The organism is Pseudomonas sp. B2M1-30, from assembly GCF_025447575.1.
GTDB classification, from domain to species: domain Bacteria; phylum Pseudomonadota; class Gammaproteobacteria; order Pseudomonadales; family Pseudomonadaceae; genus Aquipseudomonas; species Aquipseudomonas botevensis.
Genome location: NZ_JAOEJT010000010.1, coordinates 83,557 through 101,439, shown reverse-complemented (window position 1 = coordinate 101,439; position 17,883 = coordinate 83,557). Strand labels below are relative to the sequence as shown.

Annotated in this window: 19 protein-coding genes, 1 tRNA gene and 1 pseudogene; 7 read left to right on the top strand and 14 right to left on the bottom strand. The window is 60.1% G+C overall.

The genetic code is table 11. The annotated features are described in order from the left end of the window. Positions 1–2: 2 nt before the first annotated feature. Positions 3–971: a glycosyltransferase family 2 protein gene (locus N8H74_RS19560; protein ID WP_262149583.1), complete on the bottom strand. Its 969-nt coding sequence runs from the start codon at positions 969–971 to the stop codon at positions 3–5. A gap of 280 nt (positions 972–1,251) precedes the next feature. Between N8H74_RS19560 and N8H74_RS19555 the strand changes: the two genes are divergently transcribed. Next, on the top strand, positions 1,252–1,443 hold the full coding sequence (locus N8H74_RS19555; protein ID WP_217831403.1) for a DUF1508 domain-containing protein: 192 nt from the start codon (positions 1,252–1,254) through the stop codon (positions 1,441–1,443). Between the two features lie 56 nt (positions 1,444–1,499). Here the strand turns inward: N8H74_RS19555 and ppk2 are convergent, their stop codons facing one another. Further along, positions 1,500–2,324, bottom strand: coding sequence for a polyphosphate kinase 2 (gene ppk2 / locus N8H74_RS19550; RefSeq protein WP_217831404.1), 825 nt, complete (start codon positions 2,322–2,324; stop codon positions 1,500–1,502). A 253-nt stretch (positions 2,325–2,577) separates the two neighbouring features. Between ppk2 and N8H74_RS19545 the strand changes: the two genes are divergently transcribed. Beyond that, a complete protein-coding gene (locus N8H74_RS19545; RefSeq protein ID WP_262149579.1) occupies positions 2,578–4,029 on the top strand; it encodes a DUF3300 domain-containing protein in 1,452 nt (483 codons plus the stop codon). Continuing rightward, on the top strand, positions 4,026–4,922 hold the full coding sequence (locus N8H74_RS19540) for a DUF2950 domain-containing protein (protein WP_262149577.1): 897 nt from the start codon (positions 4,026–4,028) through the stop codon (positions 4,920–4,922). The genes N8H74_RS19545 and N8H74_RS19540 overlap by 4 nt, the downstream gene beginning before the upstream one ends. Positions 4,923–4,975: 53 nt before the next feature. On the opposite strand, the pseudogene N8H74_RS19535 reads toward N8H74_RS19540, so the two are convergent. Continuing rightward, a pseudogene (locus tag N8H74_RS19535) lies at positions 4,976–5,185 on the bottom strand (type II toxin-antitoxin system HicB family antitoxin); the annotation flags it as partial. 398 nt (positions 5,186–5,583) lie between these two features. Here N8H74_RS19535 and N8H74_RS19530 point away from each other — a divergent pair. Further along, the gene (locus N8H74_RS19530) at positions 5,584–5,874 is read left to right on the top strand and encodes a DUF3077 domain-containing protein (RefSeq protein WP_262149575.1); all 291 of its coding nucleotides are present in this window, start codon (positions 5,584–5,586) and stop codon (positions 5,872–5,874) included. A gap of 71 nt (positions 5,875–5,945) precedes the next feature. On the opposite strand, the gene N8H74_RS19525 is transcribed toward N8H74_RS19530, so the two are convergent. The 5 genes from N8H74_RS19525 to dapA all read right to left on the bottom strand — a co-directional run bounded on the left by N8H74_RS19525 (position 5,946) and on the right by dapA (position 9,639). Then, positions 5,946–6,035, bottom strand: a tRNA-Ser gene (locus N8H74_RS19525). Between the two features lie 84 nt (positions 6,036–6,119). Next, positions 6,120–6,833, bottom strand: coding sequence for a phosphoribosylaminoimidazolesuccinocarboxamide synthase (gene purC / locus N8H74_RS19520; RefSeq protein ID WP_007958019.1), 714 nt, complete (start codon positions 6,831–6,833; stop codon positions 6,120–6,122). Positions 6,834–6,861: 28 nt separating this feature from the next. Beyond that, positions 6,862–7,623 carry an MBL fold metallo-hydrolase gene (locus tag N8H74_RS19515; protein WP_262149572.1) on the bottom strand — a complete coding sequence of 254 codons (762 nt, stop codon included), beginning with the start codon at positions 7,621–7,623 and terminating at the stop codon, positions 6,862–6,864. A gap of 4 nt (positions 7,624–7,627) precedes the next feature. Further along, positions 7,628–8,743, bottom strand: a complete 1,116-nt coding sequence (bamC, locus tag N8H74_RS19510; RefSeq protein ID WP_217831411.1) for an outer membrane protein assembly factor BamC — start codon at positions 8,741–8,743, stop codon at positions 7,628–7,630. A gap of 17 nt (positions 8,744–8,760) precedes the next feature. Continuing rightward, positions 8,761–9,639, bottom strand: coding sequence for a 4-hydroxy-tetrahydrodipicolinate synthase (gene dapA / locus N8H74_RS19505; RefSeq protein ID WP_217831412.1), 879 nt, complete (start codon positions 9,637–9,639; stop codon positions 8,761–8,763). A gap of 328 nt (positions 9,640–9,967) precedes the next feature. On the opposite strand from dapA, the gene N8H74_RS19500 reads away from it, so the two are divergent. Both N8H74_RS19500 and N8H74_RS19495 read left to right on the top strand, forming a co-directional pair. Then, on the top strand, positions 9,968–10,528 hold the full coding sequence (locus N8H74_RS19500; protein ID WP_217831413.1) for a glycine cleavage system protein R: 561 nt from the start codon (positions 9,968–9,970) through the stop codon (positions 10,526–10,528). A gap of 10 nt (positions 10,529–10,538) precedes the next feature. Further along, positions 10,539–11,012 carry a peroxiredoxin gene (locus tag N8H74_RS19495; protein ID WP_217831414.1) on the top strand — a complete coding sequence of 158 codons (474 nt, stop codon included), beginning with the start codon at positions 10,539–10,541 and terminating at the stop codon, positions 11,010–11,012. Positions 11,013–11,046: 34 nt separating this feature from the next. Here N8H74_RS19495 and N8H74_RS19490 read toward each other — a convergent pair whose 3' ends face one another. Together N8H74_RS19490 and N8H74_RS19485 are read right to left on the bottom strand one after the other, a co-directional pair. Then, entirely contained in the window at positions 11,047–12,117 is a 1,071-nt protein-coding gene (locus N8H74_RS19490) for an AI-2E family transporter (protein WP_262149569.1), read from the bottom strand. Positions 12,118–12,150: 33 nt separating this feature from the next. Then, positions 12,151–12,390 carry a sulfurtransferase TusA family protein gene (locus N8H74_RS19485; RefSeq protein WP_007963279.1) on the bottom strand — a complete coding sequence of 80 codons (240 nt, stop codon included), beginning with the start codon at positions 12,388–12,390 and terminating at the stop codon, positions 12,151–12,153. A 98-nt stretch (positions 12,391–12,488) separates the two neighbouring features. Between N8H74_RS19485 and N8H74_RS19480 the strand changes: the two genes are divergently transcribed. After that, positions 12,489–13,922 (top strand): M48 family metalloprotease, encoded by a 1,434-nt coding sequence (locus N8H74_RS19480; protein WP_217831416.1) that lies wholly within the window; start codon positions 12,489–12,491, stop codon positions 13,920–13,922. 82 nt (positions 13,923–14,004) lie between these two features. Here the strand turns inward: N8H74_RS19480 and N8H74_RS19475 are convergent, their stop codons facing one another. From N8H74_RS19475 to rpoE, 4 genes are all read right to left on the bottom strand, one after another. Further along, on the bottom strand, positions 14,005–15,435 hold the full coding sequence (locus N8H74_RS19475; RefSeq protein ID WP_217831417.1) for a DegQ family serine endoprotease: 1,431 nt from the start codon (positions 15,433–15,435) through the stop codon (positions 14,005–14,007). Positions 15,436–15,642: 207 nt separating this feature from the next. Then, entirely contained in the window at positions 15,643–16,605 is a 963-nt protein-coding gene (locus N8H74_RS19470; RefSeq protein ID WP_217831418.1) for a MucB/RseB C-terminal domain-containing protein, read from the bottom strand. Between the two features lie 8 nt (positions 16,606–16,613). After that, a complete protein-coding gene (locus N8H74_RS19465; RefSeq protein ID WP_262149564.1) occupies positions 16,614–17,201 on the bottom strand; it encodes an RseA family anti-sigma factor in 588 nt (195 codons plus the stop codon). A 31-nt stretch (positions 17,202–17,232) separates the two neighbouring features. Then, on the bottom strand, positions 17,233–17,814 hold the full coding sequence (gene rpoE / locus N8H74_RS19460; RefSeq protein ID WP_003172477.1) for an RNA polymerase sigma factor RpoE: 582 nt from the start codon (positions 17,812–17,814) through the stop codon (positions 17,233–17,235). Positions 17,815–17,883: the final 69 nt, after the last annotated feature.

Here is a 17,883-nt window from a genome sequence, read left to right as displayed (position 1 = left end):
GGTCAATCCTTGGGATCGTAAATACGCCGCACCAGGAAAACCGGTCGGCGTTTCGCTTCGATATACGTGCGGCCCAGGTATTCGCCGAGGACACCGATGCCGATCAACTGCAAACCGCCAAGGAAGGTCACTGCGACCATCAGCGAGGCATATCCGGGCAGATCGATACCGTAGATCAGCGTGCGCACCACGATGAACATGGCGAACGCAAAGGACACCAACGACACCAGCGCCCCCAGATACGTCCAGACCCGCAACGGTTCGGTGCTGAAACTGGTAATGCCTTCGAGGGCAAAATTCCACAGCCGCCAGCCGTTGAACTTGCTCTTGCCCGTCACCCGTTCGGGACGTTCGTATTCAACATGAGTGGTGCGGAAACCGACCCAGGCGAACAAGCCTTTCATAAAGCGTCGGGACTCGGGCAGCGTCAGCAAGGCATCCACCACACAACGATCCATCAGGCGAAAATCGCCGACGTCCTCGGGCAATGGCTGTTCGGCGATTCTGTTGTGCAAGCGATAGAACCAGTGGGCCGACGTCTGTTTGGCCCAGGTATCGCTGCGGCGGCTGATCCGGTGACCGAGGACCACTTCAAAGCCCTCACGCCAGCGTTCGATCATCTGCAGGATGACTTCCGGCGGGTCCTGCAGGTCGACATCGATCGGCACCACGATCTGGCCGCTGGCCGTGTGCAGTCCGGCGGACAGCGCCGCTTCCTTGCCGAAATTGCGGCTCAGATCGACGATGCGCAGGCGCGAATCGCTCTGTTGACGCTGCAACAGGCGCTCCAGCGTGGCGTCGGTGCTGCCGTCATTGACGAACACCAGTTCCAGGTCGATCAGCGCTTTGCGCTCGAAAACCTGCTGGATGCGCAGGAGGAAACCGTCAAGGCTGTCCTCTTCGTTGAATACGGGAACCACCAGCGACAACGTCACCTGCCCCGCGTTTGGCGTGCCGTGCGGATGAGTCAAGGGACTGCTCTTTTTTTATAGTGATAGTCGGTCGCCGAAACCGCTTCGACGCCATGAGCCGCCCCGTATTAAGCAGCACCCCCGAGTGTCATGCAAGGTCGAGACGAGGGCGTTCCGGCCAATCCGGAGGCCGTTCCGTGTGCTCTGGGCCGCGCTTCGCAGAAACATTCGCCAACGATTGGAAACAAATCCTCGATAGCCAAATGACGAGGCTCCGCTAGGCTTGCGACGGTGCGTCACACAGGTTGTCGCCATATCCCAATCGCATGGAGCGAACAGAATGTATTTCGAGATTTACAGGCAATCCAAAGGCACCCTGAGCACCGGCAAAGGCCAATGGCGCTGGAGGCTGAGGGCGGGCAATCACGAGACGATCGCCAGTGGCGAGTCGTATGTGAACAAGGCGGATTGCCTGCATGTGATCGAACTGATCAAGGGCGTGCAGGGGGAAACGCCGGTCAGGGAGATCTAGAAAACACGCCAGGCGCCGGGCTGCCCGCCGATTCGGGCAGCTGCGGCCAACCTGATTCAGAACCTTTCGGGGATGTTCTTGAACGGATAATCCGTTTCCTTGTAACCGCCCGGTTTCTGCCGCTTGGGCAATGTCACCTTTTCCCGTGGCACTTCCTTGTAGGGAATGCGGCTGAGCAGGTCGGAGATGATATTGAGGCGCGCACGTTTCTTGTCGTTCGAATTGGCCACCAGCCAAGGTGCGTAATCGGTGTCGGTCGCCTCGATCATCTCGTCCCGCGCCCTGGAGTAGTCATACCAGCGGCTGTAGGACTTGAGGTCCATGGGCGACAGTTTCCAGATCTTGCGGCCGTCGGCGATACGTTCTTGCAGTCGCCGGGTCTGCTCCTCGGCGCTGACGTTGAGCCAGTACTTGAGCAGGATCACCCCCGAGCCGACCACCGCTCGTTCCACCAGCGGTACGGTCTTGAGGAACTTGTCGACCTGTTTGTCCGTGCAAAACCCCATCACCCGCTCGACCCCGGCGCGGTTGTACCAGCTGCGATCGAAGATCACCACTTCACCGGCCGCCGGCAAGTAAGGCAGATAGCGCTGAATGTACATCTGGCTCTTTTCGCGATCGGTCGGCGCCGGCAGCGCCACCACGCGAAACACCCGTGGACTGACCCGATCAGTCAGGGCCTTGATTGTCCCGCCCTTCCCCGCCCCGTCCCGGCCTTCGAAGATGATGCAGATCTTGATCCCTTCGGCCTTTACCCATTCCTGCATTTTCACCAACTCGACATGCAGTCTGCGCAATTCGCTCAGGTAGTCCTTGTTCGACAGCTTCGTCTGCTCGGGAGGTGTGTCGCGGGTAGCGTCTTTCTTCTTGCCTTTTGCCATGACCGGACCTCTAGGGTTGAAGTGGCTGCCAGGGCCTCCTGGCATCGCATGACCTGGAACAGGAAAGTTTAGTCATTTATCGCAAAACGCAAGTGAACAAGCGGCGTTCGGTGGGCAACGTGCTTATTGCGAAAAAGCCTGTGCAGGATTTTGACGGAACGCCAATAGCGAACCATTCTCCATCAGCGGCATTCATTGCCGACGGCTCATGCCTCGCTCGTTTCAGCCTGCCAATCGACGTAGGGAAGCGGTCATGCACATTTCGTTCTTGTACGCCGTGTCAGTCGTGTTCGCTTTGAGCGCAGCGCCGGGATTGCTGCGAGCGGCGGATCCCCCGTCGAATGCTTCCGACTCCGCCCCCGCCACGGCGCCTGCCAAAGACGCGGTGTTTACCCAGGAACAGCTGGATCAGATGCTGGCGCCGATTGCGCTGTATCCGGATCCACTGCTGGCGCAGGTTCTGATGGCGGCAACGTATCCGGGAGAAGTGGCAGAAGCCGTGACCTGGTCCAAGGCCAACCCGAAGGCCAAGGGCGATGACGCGGTCAAGCAAGTGGCGACTCAGCCATGGGACCCCAGCGTGCAAGCGTTGGTGGCATTTCCGCAGGTGCTGGCAACGCTGGGACAGGACCCAGTCTGGGTGCAACGCCTGGGTGATGCGTTTCTGGCACAGCCCGACGACCTCATGGACGGCGTGCAGCGTTTGCGGCATCAGGCCCAGGCAGCGGGCAATCTGCAGAGCAATCAATATCAGAATGTGACGGTACAGAACGTTGCGGCACCGGCACCGGCACCTGCACCGACCGCTGCTCCGGCATCCGCGCCCGCCGCCAGCAGCTCCACCATCATCATTCAACCGGCCGACCCGCAGGTGGTGTACGTCCCGACCTACAACCCGACCACCACCTACGGCACCTGGCCGTACCCGGCATCGCCGCCGGTTTACTACCCGCCACCGCCCGCGTATTACCCAGGCCAGGCATTGATGGCCGGGCTGGCATTCGGCACCGGCGTGGCGATTGTCGCGTCGTTATGGGGTGACTGTGACTGGGGTAATAACGACATCGACATCGATGTGAACCGCTACAACAACATCAACGGCAACAACCGGATCACCAATAACCAGAACAAATGGCAACACAACGCCGTTCACCGCGACGGCGTCCCTTATCGGGACAATCGCAGCCGCAGCCAATACGGCCGCCAACTGGACGGCGCCGCTCAGCGGGAAGCCTATCGCGGGGACACTGCGCAGCGCGCCCAGGCTCGGGAAAAGGCGCGTAACTCCATGGACAGGGCTGGTATCGAGCGCCCGGCCACCAGCAATCTGGAAGCACGTGATCGGGCACGGGCAGCGCAATCCGCCAATGCGGGAAACCGTATGCAAGGAGGTACGGATCGGCCTCGGACGGCCGATCGGGCTCAAGACAATACGCGGGATGTCCGGCAGCCCGGCGCCAGTCAGCGTGAAAGTCGCACGCCTCAGGCACGTCAGACTGCACAAAACCGCCCGGCCGCCAGTGCAGGCAGCGCTCGCAACAACGCCTTCGCCGGCGCCCGCTCACCATCGCAGACCCGGCAACAGGCCGACCGTGGCCGGGCCAGCCAGATTTCCGCGCAACGCCCCAACACCTCCCGCGCCGCCGGCCATCAGATCAACCGGCCATCCGCACCGATGCGTCAGAGAGGAGGTGGCCGCCGATGAACACTCAATCTTTTATCAAGGGCTGCCTGGCGTTCGCCCTCGGCCTCGCATGGTCGAGCCTCGCTGCCGCCCAACAGGCCTTTCCAACCCCGGAAAAAGCTGTCGACGCCTTCGTCGAAGCCCTCGGCACCGAACACGCCGACCAGAAACGCCTGACCGAACTGCTCGGCGAGGAATGGCACAGCTTCATTCCCCGCGAAGGCGTGCAGCGCAGCGACGTCGATGCGTTTCTGGCTCAATACCACGCGCAGCACACCCTGGAAAAAACCGGCGACAGCAAAGCCGTGCTGTCCGTCGGGCCCGACCACTGGACGCTGCCCATCCCGCTGATCAAGGCCGGAAACGGCTGGCGCTTCGATATGAACGCCGCAAAGGCCGAAATCCGCGCCCGCCGCATCGGCCACAACGAACTGGCCGCCGTGCAATCGGCGCTGGCTTACCACGACGCCCAGATGGACTACGCCTCGGAAGACCGCGACGGCGACGGCGCCCTCGAATACGCACAGAAAATCATCAGCACACCCGGCAAACACGACGGCCTCTACTGGCCAGACGACGACAGCGGCCAGATCAGCCCCCTCGGCCCGGTCTTCGGCCAGGCCATCAACGACGAAGACTGGCACGGCTACCACTTCCGCATCCTCGAAGCCCAAGGCCCCTCGGCACCGGGCGGCGCTTACAGCTACCTGATTGGTGACAAGATGAGTCGCGGCTTCGCCCTGATCGCCTGGCCGGCGAAGTACGACGACACCGGCGTGATGAGCTTCATGATCAGCCATGAGGGCCAAGTGTTTCAGAAGGATCTGGGGCCGGGCGGGGAGAAAGTGGCGAAGGCGATGAAACGGTTTGATCCAGATGATAGTTGGGAGGTGGTGAGTTTGGAGAAGAAATAGCAGGTGTATCGAACTGCACAGGATCAGAAACGGAAAAGCCCCGTAGCTTCTCATCTACGGGGCTTTCTTTTTATTCGTCCGAGACGGGTGCAGGTTTCCAGATAGTCTGTGAGGGCTTCTTCGAATGCCTTACGGAGTTCGTTGACCGACTCGCCATGAAAACCGACGACATCCTTTATTCCCGCGAGATGACCAACAAATAGGCCGTCCTCGTCGCGGTACTCAATACGGGCGGCGTAGCCGTTGTAGTTCATCATGTTCATTGGGTATTTCCTGACTGTTGTCGAGCCTGAGACTCACATCGACAAGAATATTCAGGTGACTCAAAACAAGCTTGTAGGCAGAATCCGCGAGTTGCGTGCGAATGGGCTGTAGCTGTGCATACCGGCCAATGACTGCCTTGTTAGCTTTTTTTTCGACAGGATATTCTCAGGACGTCGCTGCGAACTCAGCGACCGGGCTTGGAAACCCGTAGAGTCATGCAACAGCCACCTCGCAAATGCTGGCGTTTTTTTCGCCCGCGATTTGTCTTATGGCGGTTGTGCGTGGGACGCCTTAGGGCGTGCCGGTCTCCTTGACTCCCGGTTTCCAACCTGCGTACAGCTACCACCCATTCGCTTGGAAACGAACGTCGCAGCTCCTCACAGTCAAGGAGTTGCACATGCACGATGCACCCGAAGAAAAAACCATCGGCTTCACCCCCTTCATCTACTGCTCCGACCAGCCGCTGTTCCACGTCAGCGCGGGCGTACCTGTCAGCCAGGCACTGGCTCAGGCTTCCGATCTGTTGGCGCTCGCCAAGGCACTTGCCGAAGATGCAGCGTTCATCAGAAATACCGACCGATACGTCTGGGCGGCGCATTTCCTGACGGCGATGGGGAAGGCGGTTATTGATGATGTGATGAAGGCGGTTTCACCGAGGCCCAACAGAATGCCGGACACAACGACATAAGCGGTCGCCCTCTACGCGCAGCGCAAACGAAAAAGCCCCGTAGCTTCTCAGCTACGGGGCTTTTCAAATAATGGCGGAGAGATAGGGATTCGAACCCTAGGTACCGGTGAAGGTACAACGGATTTCGAATCCGTCCCATTCGGCCACTCTGGCATCTCTCCAACGGCGCGCATCATAACAACACTTTCGCTGGTTGCGAACCCCCCAAGCGAAATTTTTTCCGTGCTATCAGATGCTTGCGTCGATTACAGCGGTACGCCCAGACGGTTGGCGACTTCTTCGTAGGCTTCGATGACGTCACCGAGGCCCTGGCGGAAGCGGTCCTTGTCCATCTTCTTCTTGGTGTCCTTGTCCCACAGACGGCAGCCGTCCGGGCTGAACTCGTCGCCCAGGACGATGGAGCCGTCGCTGAACACGCCGAATTCAAGCTTGAAGTCCACCAGCAGCAGGCCGGCGTCATCGAACAGTTTGCTCAGGACTTCGTTGACCTTGAGCGACAGTTCTTTCATGCGCGCCAGTTGCTCGGCGGTGCCCCAGCCGAATGCCACGACGTGGGATTCGTTGATGAACGGGTCGCCCTTGGCGTCGTCCTTCAGGAACAGTTCGAAGGTGTACGGGTTGAGCTTCATGCCCTCCTCGACGCCCAGGCGCTTGACCAGGCTGCCGGCAGCGTAGTTACGCACGACGCACTCGACCGGAATCATGTCGAGTTTTTTCACCAGCACTTCGTTGTCGGCCAGCAGCTTGTCGAATTGGGTCGGAATGCCGGCCGCTTCGAGTTTCTGCATGATGAAGGCGTTGAACTTGTTGTTCACCATGCCTTTGCGGTCGAGCTGCTCGATGCGCTTGCCGTCGAACGCCGACGTGTCGTTGCGAAACAGCAGGATCAGACGGTCGGCGTCGTCGGTCTTGTAAACCGATTTGGCTTTGCCGCGGTAGAGTTCTTCACGTTTTTCCATGATGGGCTCCGCTTGCTAAGTAGATGGGCTAGGCGATGTGGCGCCAGTCGAGCCCTGAATCTTGATCGGCCAGTTGCAGCCAGTCCGGGTCGCACCCGAGGGTGTCGACAAAACATTGCCGGGCCAGCTGCGGCAGGTTGTTCTTGCTGCTCAGATGGGCCAGGACCAGATGTTGCAGCCCCTGCCAGCCCAACTCGGCCACCAGGAATGCCGCCTGATGGTTGTTCAAATGCCCCAGCTCGCCGCCCACCCGCTGCTTGAGAAAGTACGGATAATGACCGCGCGCCAGCATGTCCCGGCAATGGTTGGACTCGATCATCAATGCATCGAGATCCCGATAACCTTCCAGCACCCGCTCGCAGTAGGAGCCCAGGTCGGTCAGCAGGCCGAAGCGCCGCTGCTCGCGATCACTGAACACGTACTGGGTCGGCTCCTGTGCATCGTGGGCCACGGCAATGACCTCGATGTCCAGTGCGCCGATTCGCAGTTGCTCGCCACCGGCCAGAAAACCTGTGGGTTCAATCGGTTTGCGCATCCCGCGCAGCGTGCCGCGACTGAGGTAGACCGGCAGATTGTAGCGCCGAGACAGCAAACCCACGCCATGCACGTGGTCGGCATGTTCGTGGGTCACAAGTATCGCGCTCAGTTGCGCCGGGTTCACACCCAGGCGCAACAGGCGTTTTTCGGTTTCCCGCAGGGAAAAACCACAATCCACCAGCACATACGTATCAGCACTGGCGATCAGCGTGCCGTTCCCTTGGCTACCGCTGTCGAGAACGGCAAAACGCATGGGATCAGCCCAGGTTGTCCTGAATCACGCTCAACACTTTGCGGGCCACTTCGGCCGGCGCGACGGTGTTGATGTTTTTCTCGACGGTAACCTGAACGTTCTCGCCCACCTTGCTCAGGCGAACCTGATAACGCTCGGCACGGGCTTCAACTTCTTCCTTGCTCGGCGCGCTGCCGAACAGGCTGCTGAAGAAACCTGGCTTCTCGTCTTTCTTCTCGGCCTTTTCGGACAAGTTGATGTAGTACAGGCCCAGGCTGCGGTTGATGTCTTCAACGCGCCACTCGCCTTGCTCCAGTGCGCGACCGACGCTCGACCAGGCACGATCCAGATCGGAACCGACGTTCAACACCGGGTTGCCGCTGCCGTCTTCGCTCAGGCTGACACGACTTGGCGCATCGAAGTCACGCGAAGCCAGCATCGACACCGAACCGCCCTTCTCGGCGTTACGGCTCATGCTCGCGAGCATGTCGTCGACCAGTGTCGCGTCCAGGCCGGTATTGACCGAACGGTTGGTGAAGGCCACATCGGCGGTGCTGCCGGCAGGACGCTCGGCGCTGACCACGTAGACTTCACTGGTGTTGCGCTGCACGCCTGGCTCGATGCGCACGCGCACGCGGGTTTCGCTGTCGCTGCTGACGCCGGCAGCGCTCAGGCGCTTGGCGACGGCGGCGGACAATTCGTCCGAACGCTGCCAGGTGGTGGTGAACTCGCCGGTTTGCGGACGCTGTTCATCCAGACGGAAACCGTTGTCCTGGAAGAACTGCAAAGCCACTGGCCAGACTTCGGCCGGCGGATGCTGGGCCATGACCCAACGCGAATCACCGCTCTTCTGCAGCGAGTAGTCGCTGGCATCGGCGATGGCCGACAACGGTTGCGGACGCGGAACCACGTACTCGCCGGTAGCGGTATCGTCGGCTACGTTGCGCGGGATCGGCAGCAGCGGATCCAGACGCTTGGAGGTGCTGACATCCGGCGGCAGTTGCATCGGTGCGGTCTGTTTCGCTTCCAGATAATCGCTGCCACGATCACGGAAATAGCCTTCCGGACCCCAGATCCATCCGCAGCCACTGGTGCTGGAGATAATCAAGGCAAGTGCGGAAAGTCCGGCCATTCGCTTCATGCGTTGTACTTCCTCAATTAAACCAGGACGCTGCACTGGCGCAGGGCCGAGCGCAGCGTTTCATGACAAGGAGCGCTCAGCCAGGTCAGCGGCAGGCGGATGCCTTGGTGCATCAGGCCCATTTCAACCAAAGCCCACTTCACCGGAATCGGGTTGGCTTCGATGAACAGGTCCTTGTGCAGCGGCATCAGTTTTTCGTTGATGGCCCGTGCGGTTTCGGCGTCGCCCTTGAGCGCGGCCTCGCACAGGTCGGCCATTTCGCGCGGAGCGACGTTGGCGGTGACGGAGATGTTGCCTTTGCCGCCCAGCAGGATCAGCTCGACTGCGGTCGGATCATCGCCGGACAGCACGATGAAGTCCTTGCTCACGCCGTCGATGATCGCCTTGGCGCGTTTCAGGTCGCCGGTGGCTTCCTTGATGCCGATGATGTTCGGCACGGTGGACAGGCGAATCACGGTCTCGGCCTGCATGTCGCAGGACGTGCGGCCAGGAACGTTGTAGAGAATCTGCGGGATGTCGACCGCTTCGGCGATGTGCTTGAAGTGCTGGTACAGGCCTTCCTGGGTCGGCTTGTTGTAGTACGGGACCACCAGCAGGCAGGCATCGGCGCCGGCTTCCTTGGCATTGCGGGTCAGCTCGACGGCTTCGCGGGTCGAGTTGGCGCCGGTGCCGGCGATGACCGGAATGCGGCCATTGACCTGTTTGACCACGGCTTTGATGACGGCAATGTGTTCTTCTACATCAAGCGTGGCCGACTCGCCGGTAGTACCGACCGCGACAATGGCATGGGTGCCGTTCTTGAGATGGAAGTCCACGAGTTTGCTGAGGCTGTCCCAGTCAAGACGCCCTTGTGCATCCATGGGTGTGACCAGTGCCACCATACTGCCCGCAATCATGAAACCGCTCCTGCCGGAAAAAGAGAGCGGTAATGGTACTGGCGCCAAGATGCTTGCACAAGCGAAGTACTGCGCCGTCGGCATTCCCCTTGGCGCCGCTTTTCGCTACCCTTCAGACTTTGATCGGTATCGATCAGCTTGTACGCCGGGTTCCAGCCTCCCCTTTCGGCCTTCCAGGCCCCGCTCCAGCGTTGCTTTCGCGCGCTCCCGCTATCATTGGAGCAGTTGCGAGCCGCGAGCCGGGGTTTTCTGAACGGGCACGCTCAGGCGCCTCCCGATGGCCAACGCTCGTCAACCTACCGACCGCTCATCGCTTTAGGAATGCTGCATGTCCACCCCCACAGTTCGCGAACAATTCCTTGTCATCAGTGCCCTCGGCGCCAACCCCATGGAGCTGACCAACGTCCTGTGCCGCGCCAGCCATGAAAACCGCTGCGCCGTGGTCACCTCTCGCCTGACCCGTCACGGCGAATGCAGCGCGCTGGTACTCGAAGTCTCCGGCAGCTGGGACGCCCTGGCGCGCCTCGAAGGCAGCCTGCCGACCCTGGCCAAACGTCACGCGTTCACGGTCAACGTGGTGCGCAGCGCCGCCCTGGAGAATCGCCCGCACGCGTTGCCGTACGTGGCTTACGTCAGCGCCGCGTACCGTCCGGACATCATCAATGAACTGTGCCAGTTCTTCATGGATCACAGCGTCGAGCTGGAAAACCTGACCTGCGACACCTATCAGGCACCGCAGACCGGCGGCACCATGCTCAACGCCACGTTTACCGTGACTCTGCCGGCCGGCACCCAGATCAGCTGGCTGCGCGATCAGTTCCTGGACTTCGCCGATGCAATGAACCTGGATGCCCTGATCGAACCGTGGCGCCCACAGAACCCAATGTAAGGAAGCCTTCATGGCCGTAGCTATCGATCAACCGGTTGCCGACTTCCAAGCACCTGCCACCAGCGGGCAGACCGTCAGCCTTTCCGCCCTCAAGGGCCAGCAAGTGGTGATCTACTTCTACCCGAAGGACAGCACCCCCGGCTGCACCACCGAAGGCCAGGGCTTTCGTGACCAGTACGCGGCGTTCAAGGCTGCCAACACGGAAATCTTCGGCATCTCCCGCGACAGCCTGAAGTCCCATGAGAACTTCAAGTGCAAGCAGGAGTTTCCGTTCGAGCTGATCAGCGACAAGGACGAAGCCGTCTGCCAGCTGTTCGACGTGATCAAGCTGAAAAAACTCTACGGCAAGGAATACCTGGGCGTGGATCGCAGCACGTTCCTGATCGACAAGAACGGCGTACTGCGCCAGGAATGGCGTGGCGTAAAAGTGCCGGGCCATGTGGACGCGGTTCTGGCGGCGGCTCAGGCGCTGAACAAGGCCTGACGCTATCGGCGCCCTTGCGGGGCGCCGCCTTCCCTCAAAGCAGCGGCGCCACCACCGGTTCCTTGCGCGGCCAGGCATCCAGTACAGCCTTGAACAGCGTCGCCAGGGGTATCGCAAAGAACACGCCCCAGAATCCCCACAACCCGCCAAACAACAGCACCGCGCAGATAATTGCCACCGGGTGCAGGTTGACCGCTTCGGAAAACAGCAACGGCACCAGCACGTTGCCGTCCAGGGTCTGGATGATCCCGTAGACCGCCATCAAGTAGATGAACTGATCGCTCCAGCCCCACTGGAACAGGGCAATCAGCGTCACCGGCACCGTCACCACAACCGCCCCGACGTACGGCACGACCACCGAAACCCCGACCAGCAACGCCAGCAAGGCCGCGTAGTTCAGCCCGAGGGCGACGAAGGCGATGTAGGTCACACCGCCGCAAATCACGATCTCGATGACTTTGCCGCGAATGTAGTTGGCGATCTGCCGGTTCATTTCCTCGGCGACCCGGGTAATCAGCGCCCGCTCACGCGGCAAATAGCCGCGCACCCACTCACCGATCATCACCCGATCCTTGAGGAAGAAGAACACCAGGATCGGCACCAGGACCAGATAGATCATGATGTTCACCAGCAGCGGCAGGCTCGATAACGAGAAGGTCAGCGCCCACTGGCCGAACTTGCCGATCTCGCCACGCGCCGCTTCGATGGCTTGCAGCACCTGCTCATCGGACACCAGATGTGGGTAGCGCTCCGGCAACAGCAACAGCAGCGATTGCCACTTGGCGAGCATGCCCGGCAACTCGTTGAACAGCGTGATCAACTGATGCCAGAGCAGCGGCAACACCACCACGATAAACAGCATCAGTACGCCCATGAACAGCGCGAACACCAGACCGACCGCCGCACCGCCGGGCATCCGCCAACGCTCGAGCGTCACCACCAGCCCCTGCATCAGGTAGGCCAGCACCATGCCCGCCAGTACCGGCGCGAGCATGCCGCCGAGCGTCAGCACGGCGGTGAACGCGAGGAACAACAGGACCGCCAGCACCACGGCTTCTTCGTCGGAGAAGTAGCGCTGAAACCAGTCGCGTAACACTTTGAACATTAATAATCCTTAGGGCTTTTCACGCAGTCGGGTTCAGGCTTTTTTCAACCAGTAACGGTAGACGCCCGCCTCGTCTTCCTCACGCAGCAGCGTATGACCGGCCAATCGGGCAAAGGTGCGGAAGTCCCGCTGCGACCCGGCATCAGTGGCGATCACCTTGAGCACGGCGCCGCTGGGCAGCTTGTTGAGCTCCATCTTGGCCTTGAGCAACGGCAACGGGCAATTCAAGCCACTGGCGTCCAGTTCACAGTCGTGGGCTACAGCGTCAGTCATTGCATCACTCCGGGGCAGGTGGTCGGGCTGCCTAGAATATCTGGTCGCAAGCCCGGTGTCCGGCTACAGTAAGGTCTTTGTCGACTAAGGCTTTGTGCATGACTTTTTTGCGCCCTACCCTGCTGACGCTCGCTTGCCTGCTCGCCTCACCGGGCTTCGCCGACGACCTGCCGTCACTCGGTGACGCCAGCTCTGCCATCGTCTCCCCGCAGCAGGAATACCAGCTGGGCCGCGCCTGGCTGGCCATGCTGCGCAGCCAGGTCTCGCAACTCAACGACCCGCAACTCAAGGACTACGTCGAGTCCAGTGTCTACAAGCTGGTGGAAACCAGCCAGGTCACCGACCGGCGTCTTGAGTTCATCCTGATCAACAGCCCGCAACTCAACGCCTTCGCCGCACCGGGCGGGATTGTCGGGGTCAACGGCGGACTGTTCCTCAACGCACAGACCGAAGGCGAGTACGCCTCGGTACTCGCTCACGAATTGGCGCACTTGTCGCAGCGACATTTCGCACGTGGAGTCGAGGCTTCGCAGCGGATGCAGGTGCCGATGATGGCGGCGCTGCTGGCCGGGATCGTCATCGCGGCAGCCGGTGGCGGCGATGCCGGGATCGCGACCATCGCCGGCACCCAGGCGGCGGCAATCCAGTCGCAACGAACCTTCTCGCGCCAGAACGAACAGGAAGCCGACCGCATCGGCATTCTCAACCTGGAAAAGGCCGGATACGACCCGCGCTCGATGCCGACCATGTTCGAACGCTTGATGCGTCAATATCGCTTCGACGCCAAACCGCCGGAATTCCTGTTGACTCACCCGGTCACCGAATCGCGGATCGCCGACACCCGCAACCGCGCCGAACAAGCGCCACCGGGCGGTATCGAAGACAGCATGCGCTATCAACTGATTCGCGCGCGGGTGCAATTGACCTATGAAGAAACCCCGGGTCTGGGCGCCAAGCGCTTCCGTGCGCAACTCGACGAAAACCCGAAAAACGATGTGGCCCGCTACGGCCTGGCGATCGCCCAGATCAAGGGTGGCCAGTTGAACGAAGCACGGGAGAACCTCAAGCCACTGCTGGCGAAGTCGCCGAACGAGATCATCTACAACCTCGCTCAGGTCGATCTGGACATCACCAACAATCGCCTGGCGGACGCCCAATCGCGGGTCGACCGGATGCTCACGCAGTATCCGGGAAATTATCCGCTGAACCAGGTACGGGTCGACCTGCTGCTGAAGCAGAACCGCACGGCGGACGCCGAAAAGGCGCTGGATGCCCTGCTCAAGTCGCGCCCGGACGACCCGGACGTGTGGTATCAGGTGGCGGAAACCCGTGGCCTGTCCGGCAACATCATCGGCCTACATCAGGCGCGAGCGGAATACTTTGCGCTGGTTGGTGATTACAAACAGGCCATCCAGCAACTGGACTTTGCCAAGCGCAAGGCCAGCGGCAACTTCCCGCTGTCGTCACGTATCGATGCCCGTCAGCGCGAGTTGATGGAGCAGGAGCGGATGATCAAGGACATGATGGGCTGAGCCAGAGCCAGAGCAAAAAGCTCCAGGCATAAAAAAACCGCCTCTTTCGAGGCGGTTTTCATTTACTCGACCGACAACCGGATCATTCAGCCAGTTTGAAGGTGATGAAGCTCGCACGGCCCTGGCGCAGAACACGCATCGACACCGAGCGGTTCTTCGGCAGTGCCTTGGCGATTTCCGCGAACTCTTTGGAAGAGCCGATCGCCTGGTTGTTCAGGTGAGTGATGATGTCACCCGGTTGCAGACCGATCAGGGCAGCCGGACCGTCCTGGACTTCCTTGATCACCACACCGCCCTTGAGGTCGTAGGTTTTCTTCTGCTCGGCGCTCAGCTCGCCGACCGAAACACCCAGACGATTGCTGCTGGTTTCGGCGCTGGACTTCGGCAGGGCATCCAGCTCTTTGTCCTCGTCCGGAATCGCGCCAACCGTCAGCTCGATGTTTTTGCGCTTGCCTTCACGAATGACTTCGAGATTGGCTTTGGCACCCGCCTTCAGCGCGCCGACCAGATGTGGCAGATCAGCGGACATGACGATCGGCTGGCCGTTCATGCTCAGAATCACGTCGCCCACTTGCAGGCCGCCCTTGGCCGCCGGACCGTCATCCTGAATCTGCGCCACCAGCGCACCGGCCGGTTTCTCCAGACCGAACGACTCGGCCAGATCCTTGTTCACTTCCTGAATGACAACGCCCAACCAGCCGCGGCTGACCTTGCCACCGCTTTTCAGCTGGTTGGAAACATCCATGGCCACATCGATCGGAATCGCGAACGACACGCCCATGAAGCCACCGGAGCGGGTGTAGATCTGCGAGTTGATGCCGACCACTTCACCGTTCAGGTTGAACAGCGGGCCACCGGAGTTGCCCGGGTTGATCGGCACGTCGGTCTGGATGAACGGCACATAGTTTTCGTTCGGCAGGCTGCGGCCGACGGCACTGACGATGCCTTGGGTGACCGTGTGGTCAAAGCCGAACGGCGAACCGATCGCCACGACCCATTGGCCGGCTTTCAGATCCTGGGATTTGCCCAGTTTCAGCACCGGCAGGTCCTTGCCTTCAATTTTCAGCAGAGCCACGTCGGAACGCGGATCGGTGCCGACCAGTTTGGCCTTCATTTCACTGCGATCAGCCAGACGAACGAGAATTTCGTCGGCATCGGCAATCACATGGTTGTTGGTCAGGATGTAGCCATCCGCCGAAATGATGAAGCCCGAACCCAGCGATTGCGCTTCACGCTGGCGATCGCCACGCGGAGAACGCGACTGCGGCGGCATGCCACGTTCGAAGAACTCGCGCAGCATCGGCGGCAAGCCTTCCAGATCCGGCATCTGCTGGTTCACTTTGCGGTCCGGCAGTTTCTGCGTGGTACTGATGTTCACCACCGCAGGCGAAGCCTGTTCGACCAGTTGGGTGAAATCGGGCAGTTCAGCCGCTTGAACGGCCGGCACCGCCTGACCGAGCACCAGCACGGTGGCGATAATGGAGAGATAAGACTTCAAGCTTGGTATCGACATACAGCTCCCGTTACGACGAGCAGGGTTAAGCGATATGGAGCAAGGAACACCGGAAACCGAAGGCCGGCATTTTTGTTCCGGGAACGACAAACAAGGCCAGAGCCGAGAGGCTCTGACCTATAAAAAATTTCCGGGTGATTTGCAAATGAAAATGCTCAGCAAACATTTCTACGTCTCGACGACGATTGGGACACAGCTGGAATCAGCTCACTGCTTGCTGGTTGCAGCACCATCATTGCGGATCGACAAGGCAATGCGTTCAGCGGTGCCGATCGGGATTTCACCGACCACTGTCACCATCATCTCGCCCTCTGGCGTTGTCAGGCGGCGGGATACGGCGACGGTAGGGCCGAGCTGTGTGCGCGTGTCGGTGACGGTCGCGCCGTTCAACGGCTCGAGAAATACGGAGAAGCGCGCAAGGCCATCGTCATACAGCAGGCTGTTGACCTGCGTCTTGGTTTCCGGATCCTTGTGCGACGAGCTGCTGGTCAGTTCGAACCCCGGCGGCAGCCAGTCCGAACGCCAGACCTGAGCGGTTTTCACGGCGGAAGCCTTGTCGCTGTCGAGGTTGACAGGCTTGCAGTCGGAATTGGCTTGCAGGTCTTTGTCGGACGGAACTTCGTCGGTTTCCAGACGAGTGAACTGGAAGCGCTCCAGCAGTTGCCCCTTGTCGTTCAACAACAGCGACTTCAGCGGCAGACCGGTTTGCTTGTCCAGGTGCAGTTCAAAACCGTAGCGATGTTGATCCCGGGGCGTCAGCGATACGATCACCGCTTCGCGCCCGGCCACGCGCGACTTGCCGACGACGGCAAGGTCATACCAGTTTTTCAGCTTTTGCGGATCGAGAGGACGAGCGGCAGAGTTGGGAGAATCCCCCAGCCCGGCAATCAGGGTGCCGCTGACGCATTGGGTATGCCCGTCAACGCGCACGACTTCCTGAGCCGAACCGTCAAGCTGGAGCAATCGCTCGCGAACCTGACCATTCTGGACACGATGCCAGATGTTATGGGTGGAAAAGCTGCCGTTACGCTCGTAGACGAAAGTACCGTTAAAGCTCTGCTGCTGTTCAGCCTGGCCCAGGCGGGTCAACCAGTCCTGGGCGTCATCGGCGTGGGCTGGAACAATGAACCAGCCGCTCAGCAGAAGCGAAAGTAAAGGTATGGAGCGCATGATCCTCCTTAACGGTTTTCCAAGCTTGCTGCACGCGCATAAGGCAAGGCGCTTTCAGTTCCTTTCAGCGCGGCCTGCTGAGCGTGCTGGCGCAGGTAGCCTGGCAGACGCTGATCGTGCCAGCCTGGCTGACCTTGCAATACGCCGTTGGCCATTGGGCCAGTAGCTTCCGAACCTTCACTATAGCCTGCCAGAACAGCCGGACCTTTGACCTGAGGAGTGGCCAGTGTTGGCTGATTGGATTGCTGGGCAAGTTCGACGCCGGCAATTTCATCCTGATTATAGAGACGAACACCCGCCAGAACCGCCAGGGTCACCGAAGCGGCCACGGCCAGACGACCGAGGTTACGCCATGGGCCACGGGACACTTTGACCGGAGTCGTTTCGTCTTCCAGCGCAGCAGACACTGCCGCAGCGAGATCCAGACGCGGAAGCAGCAGGTCCTTGTGCATGGCTGCCCGCGCGATCTGGTAACGAGCCCAGGTTTCACGGGTTTCAACATCGTCCAGTGCATTGAGCACTCGACGCAATTCCAGTTCGTCCGCTTCGTTATCCATCACTGCGGACAGCGATTCCTGCAGGGCTTCACGACTCATGGCGTTCCTCTCTTGGCTATCGCCGCTGTCTTTAGTTTTCCTGCAACAGCGGTTGCAGGGCTTTATCGATGGCCTCCCGGGCGCGGAAAATCCGGGAGCGCACGGTACCAACCGGACATTGCATGACACTCGCAATGTCTTCGTAACTCAGACCATCGAATTCACGTAAAGTTAAAGCGGTACGCAAATCCTCTGGCAGTTGCTGGATGGTTCGATGGACGGTGCCTTCGATCTCATCCCGCAGCAATGCGCGTTCAGGGGATTCGAGATCCTTGAGGCCATGATCGCCGTCGTAGAACTCTGCATCTTCGGAACTTACATCGCTATCCGGCGGCCGACGGCCGCGTGAAACCAGATAGTTTTTCGCCGTGTTGATGGCGATACGGTAAAGCCACGTATAAAACGCGCTGTCTCCGCGAAAATTACCTAGCGCTCGATACGCCTTGATAAAGGCCTCTTGCGCGACGTCCTGGGCTTCATGGGTGTCGTGCACGAAACGCACGATCAACCCGAGAATTTTGTGCTGATATTTCAGCACCAGCAGATCGAAAGCTCGCTTGTCACCGCGCTGAACGCGTTCGACCAGCTGCTGATCCTCTTCCTGGGTTAGCATGAACACTCCTCGATAAACTCGGAGGAAGCTTGCATGACCAATCGACCAGACTTGCAAACATAGACTCGG

Excerpts from the sequence above, each read along its gene's own strand:
- N8H74_RS19500 (WP_217831413.1), top strand. The coding sequence starts at position 9,968 with ATGTCCACCCCCACAGTTCGCGAACAATTCCTTGTCATCAGTGCCCTC.
- N8H74_RS19555 (WP_217831403.1), top strand. The coding sequence starts at position 1,252 with ATGTATTTCGAGATTTACAGGCAATCCAAAGGCACCCTGAGCACCGGC.
- N8H74_RS19495 (WP_217831414.1), top strand. The coding sequence starts at position 10,539 with ATGGCCGTAGCTATCGATCAACCGGTTGCCGACTTCCAAGCACCTGCC.
- rpoE (WP_003172477.1), bottom strand. The coding sequence starts at position 17,814 with ATGCTAACCCAGGAAGAGGATCAGCAGCTGGTCGAACGCGTTCAGCGC.
- N8H74_RS19490 (WP_262149569.1), bottom strand. The coding sequence starts at position 12,117 with ATGTTCAAAGTGTTACGCGACTGGTTTCAGCGCTACTTCTCCGACGAA.
- N8H74_RS19515 (WP_262149572.1), bottom strand. The coding sequence starts at position 7,623 with ATGCGTTTTGCCGTTCTCGACAGCGGTAGCCAAGGGAACGGCACGCTG.
- N8H74_RS19485 (WP_007963279.1), bottom strand. The coding sequence starts at position 12,390 with ATGACTGACGCTGTAGCCCACGACTGTGAACTGGACGCCAGTGGCTTG.
- N8H74_RS19480 (WP_217831416.1), top strand. The coding sequence starts at position 12,489 with ATGACTTTTTTGCGCCCTACCCTGCTGACGCTCGCTTGCCTGCTCGCC.
- dapA (WP_217831412.1), bottom strand. The coding sequence starts at position 9,639 with ATGATTGCGGGCAGTATGGTGGCACTGGTCACACCCATGGATGCACAA.
- N8H74_RS19545 (WP_262149579.1), top strand. The coding sequence starts at position 2,578 with ATGCACATTTCGTTCTTGTACGCCGTGTCAGTCGTGTTCGCTTTGAGC.
- N8H74_RS19470 (WP_217831418.1), bottom strand. The coding sequence starts at position 16,605 with ATGCGCTCCATACCTTTACTTTCGCTTCTGCTGAGCGGCTGGTTCATT.
- N8H74_RS19540 (WP_262149577.1), top strand. The coding sequence starts at position 4,026 with ATGAACACTCAATCTTTTATCAAGGGCTGCCTGGCGTTCGCCCTCGGC.
- purC (WP_007958019.1), bottom strand. The coding sequence starts at position 6,833 with ATGGAAAAACGTGAAGAACTCTACCGCGGCAAAGCCAAATCGGTTTAC.
- N8H74_RS19465 (WP_262149564.1), bottom strand. The coding sequence starts at position 17,201 with ATGAGTCGTGAAGCCCTGCAGGAATCGCTGTCCGCAGTGATGGATAAC.
- ppk2 (WP_217831404.1), bottom strand. The coding sequence starts at position 2,324 with ATGGCAAAAGGCAAGAAGAAAGACGCTACCCGCGACACACCTCCCGAG.
- N8H74_RS19530 (WP_262149575.1), top strand. The coding sequence starts at position 5,584 with ATGCACGATGCACCCGAAGAAAAAACCATCGGCTTCACCCCCTTCATC.
- N8H74_RS19475 (WP_217831417.1), bottom strand. The coding sequence starts at position 15,435 with ATGTCGATACCAAGCTTGAAGTCTTATCTCTCCATTATCGCCACCGTG.
- bamC (WP_217831411.1), bottom strand. The coding sequence starts at position 8,743 with ATGAAGCGAATGGCCGGACTTTCCGCACTTGCCTTGATTATCTCCAGC.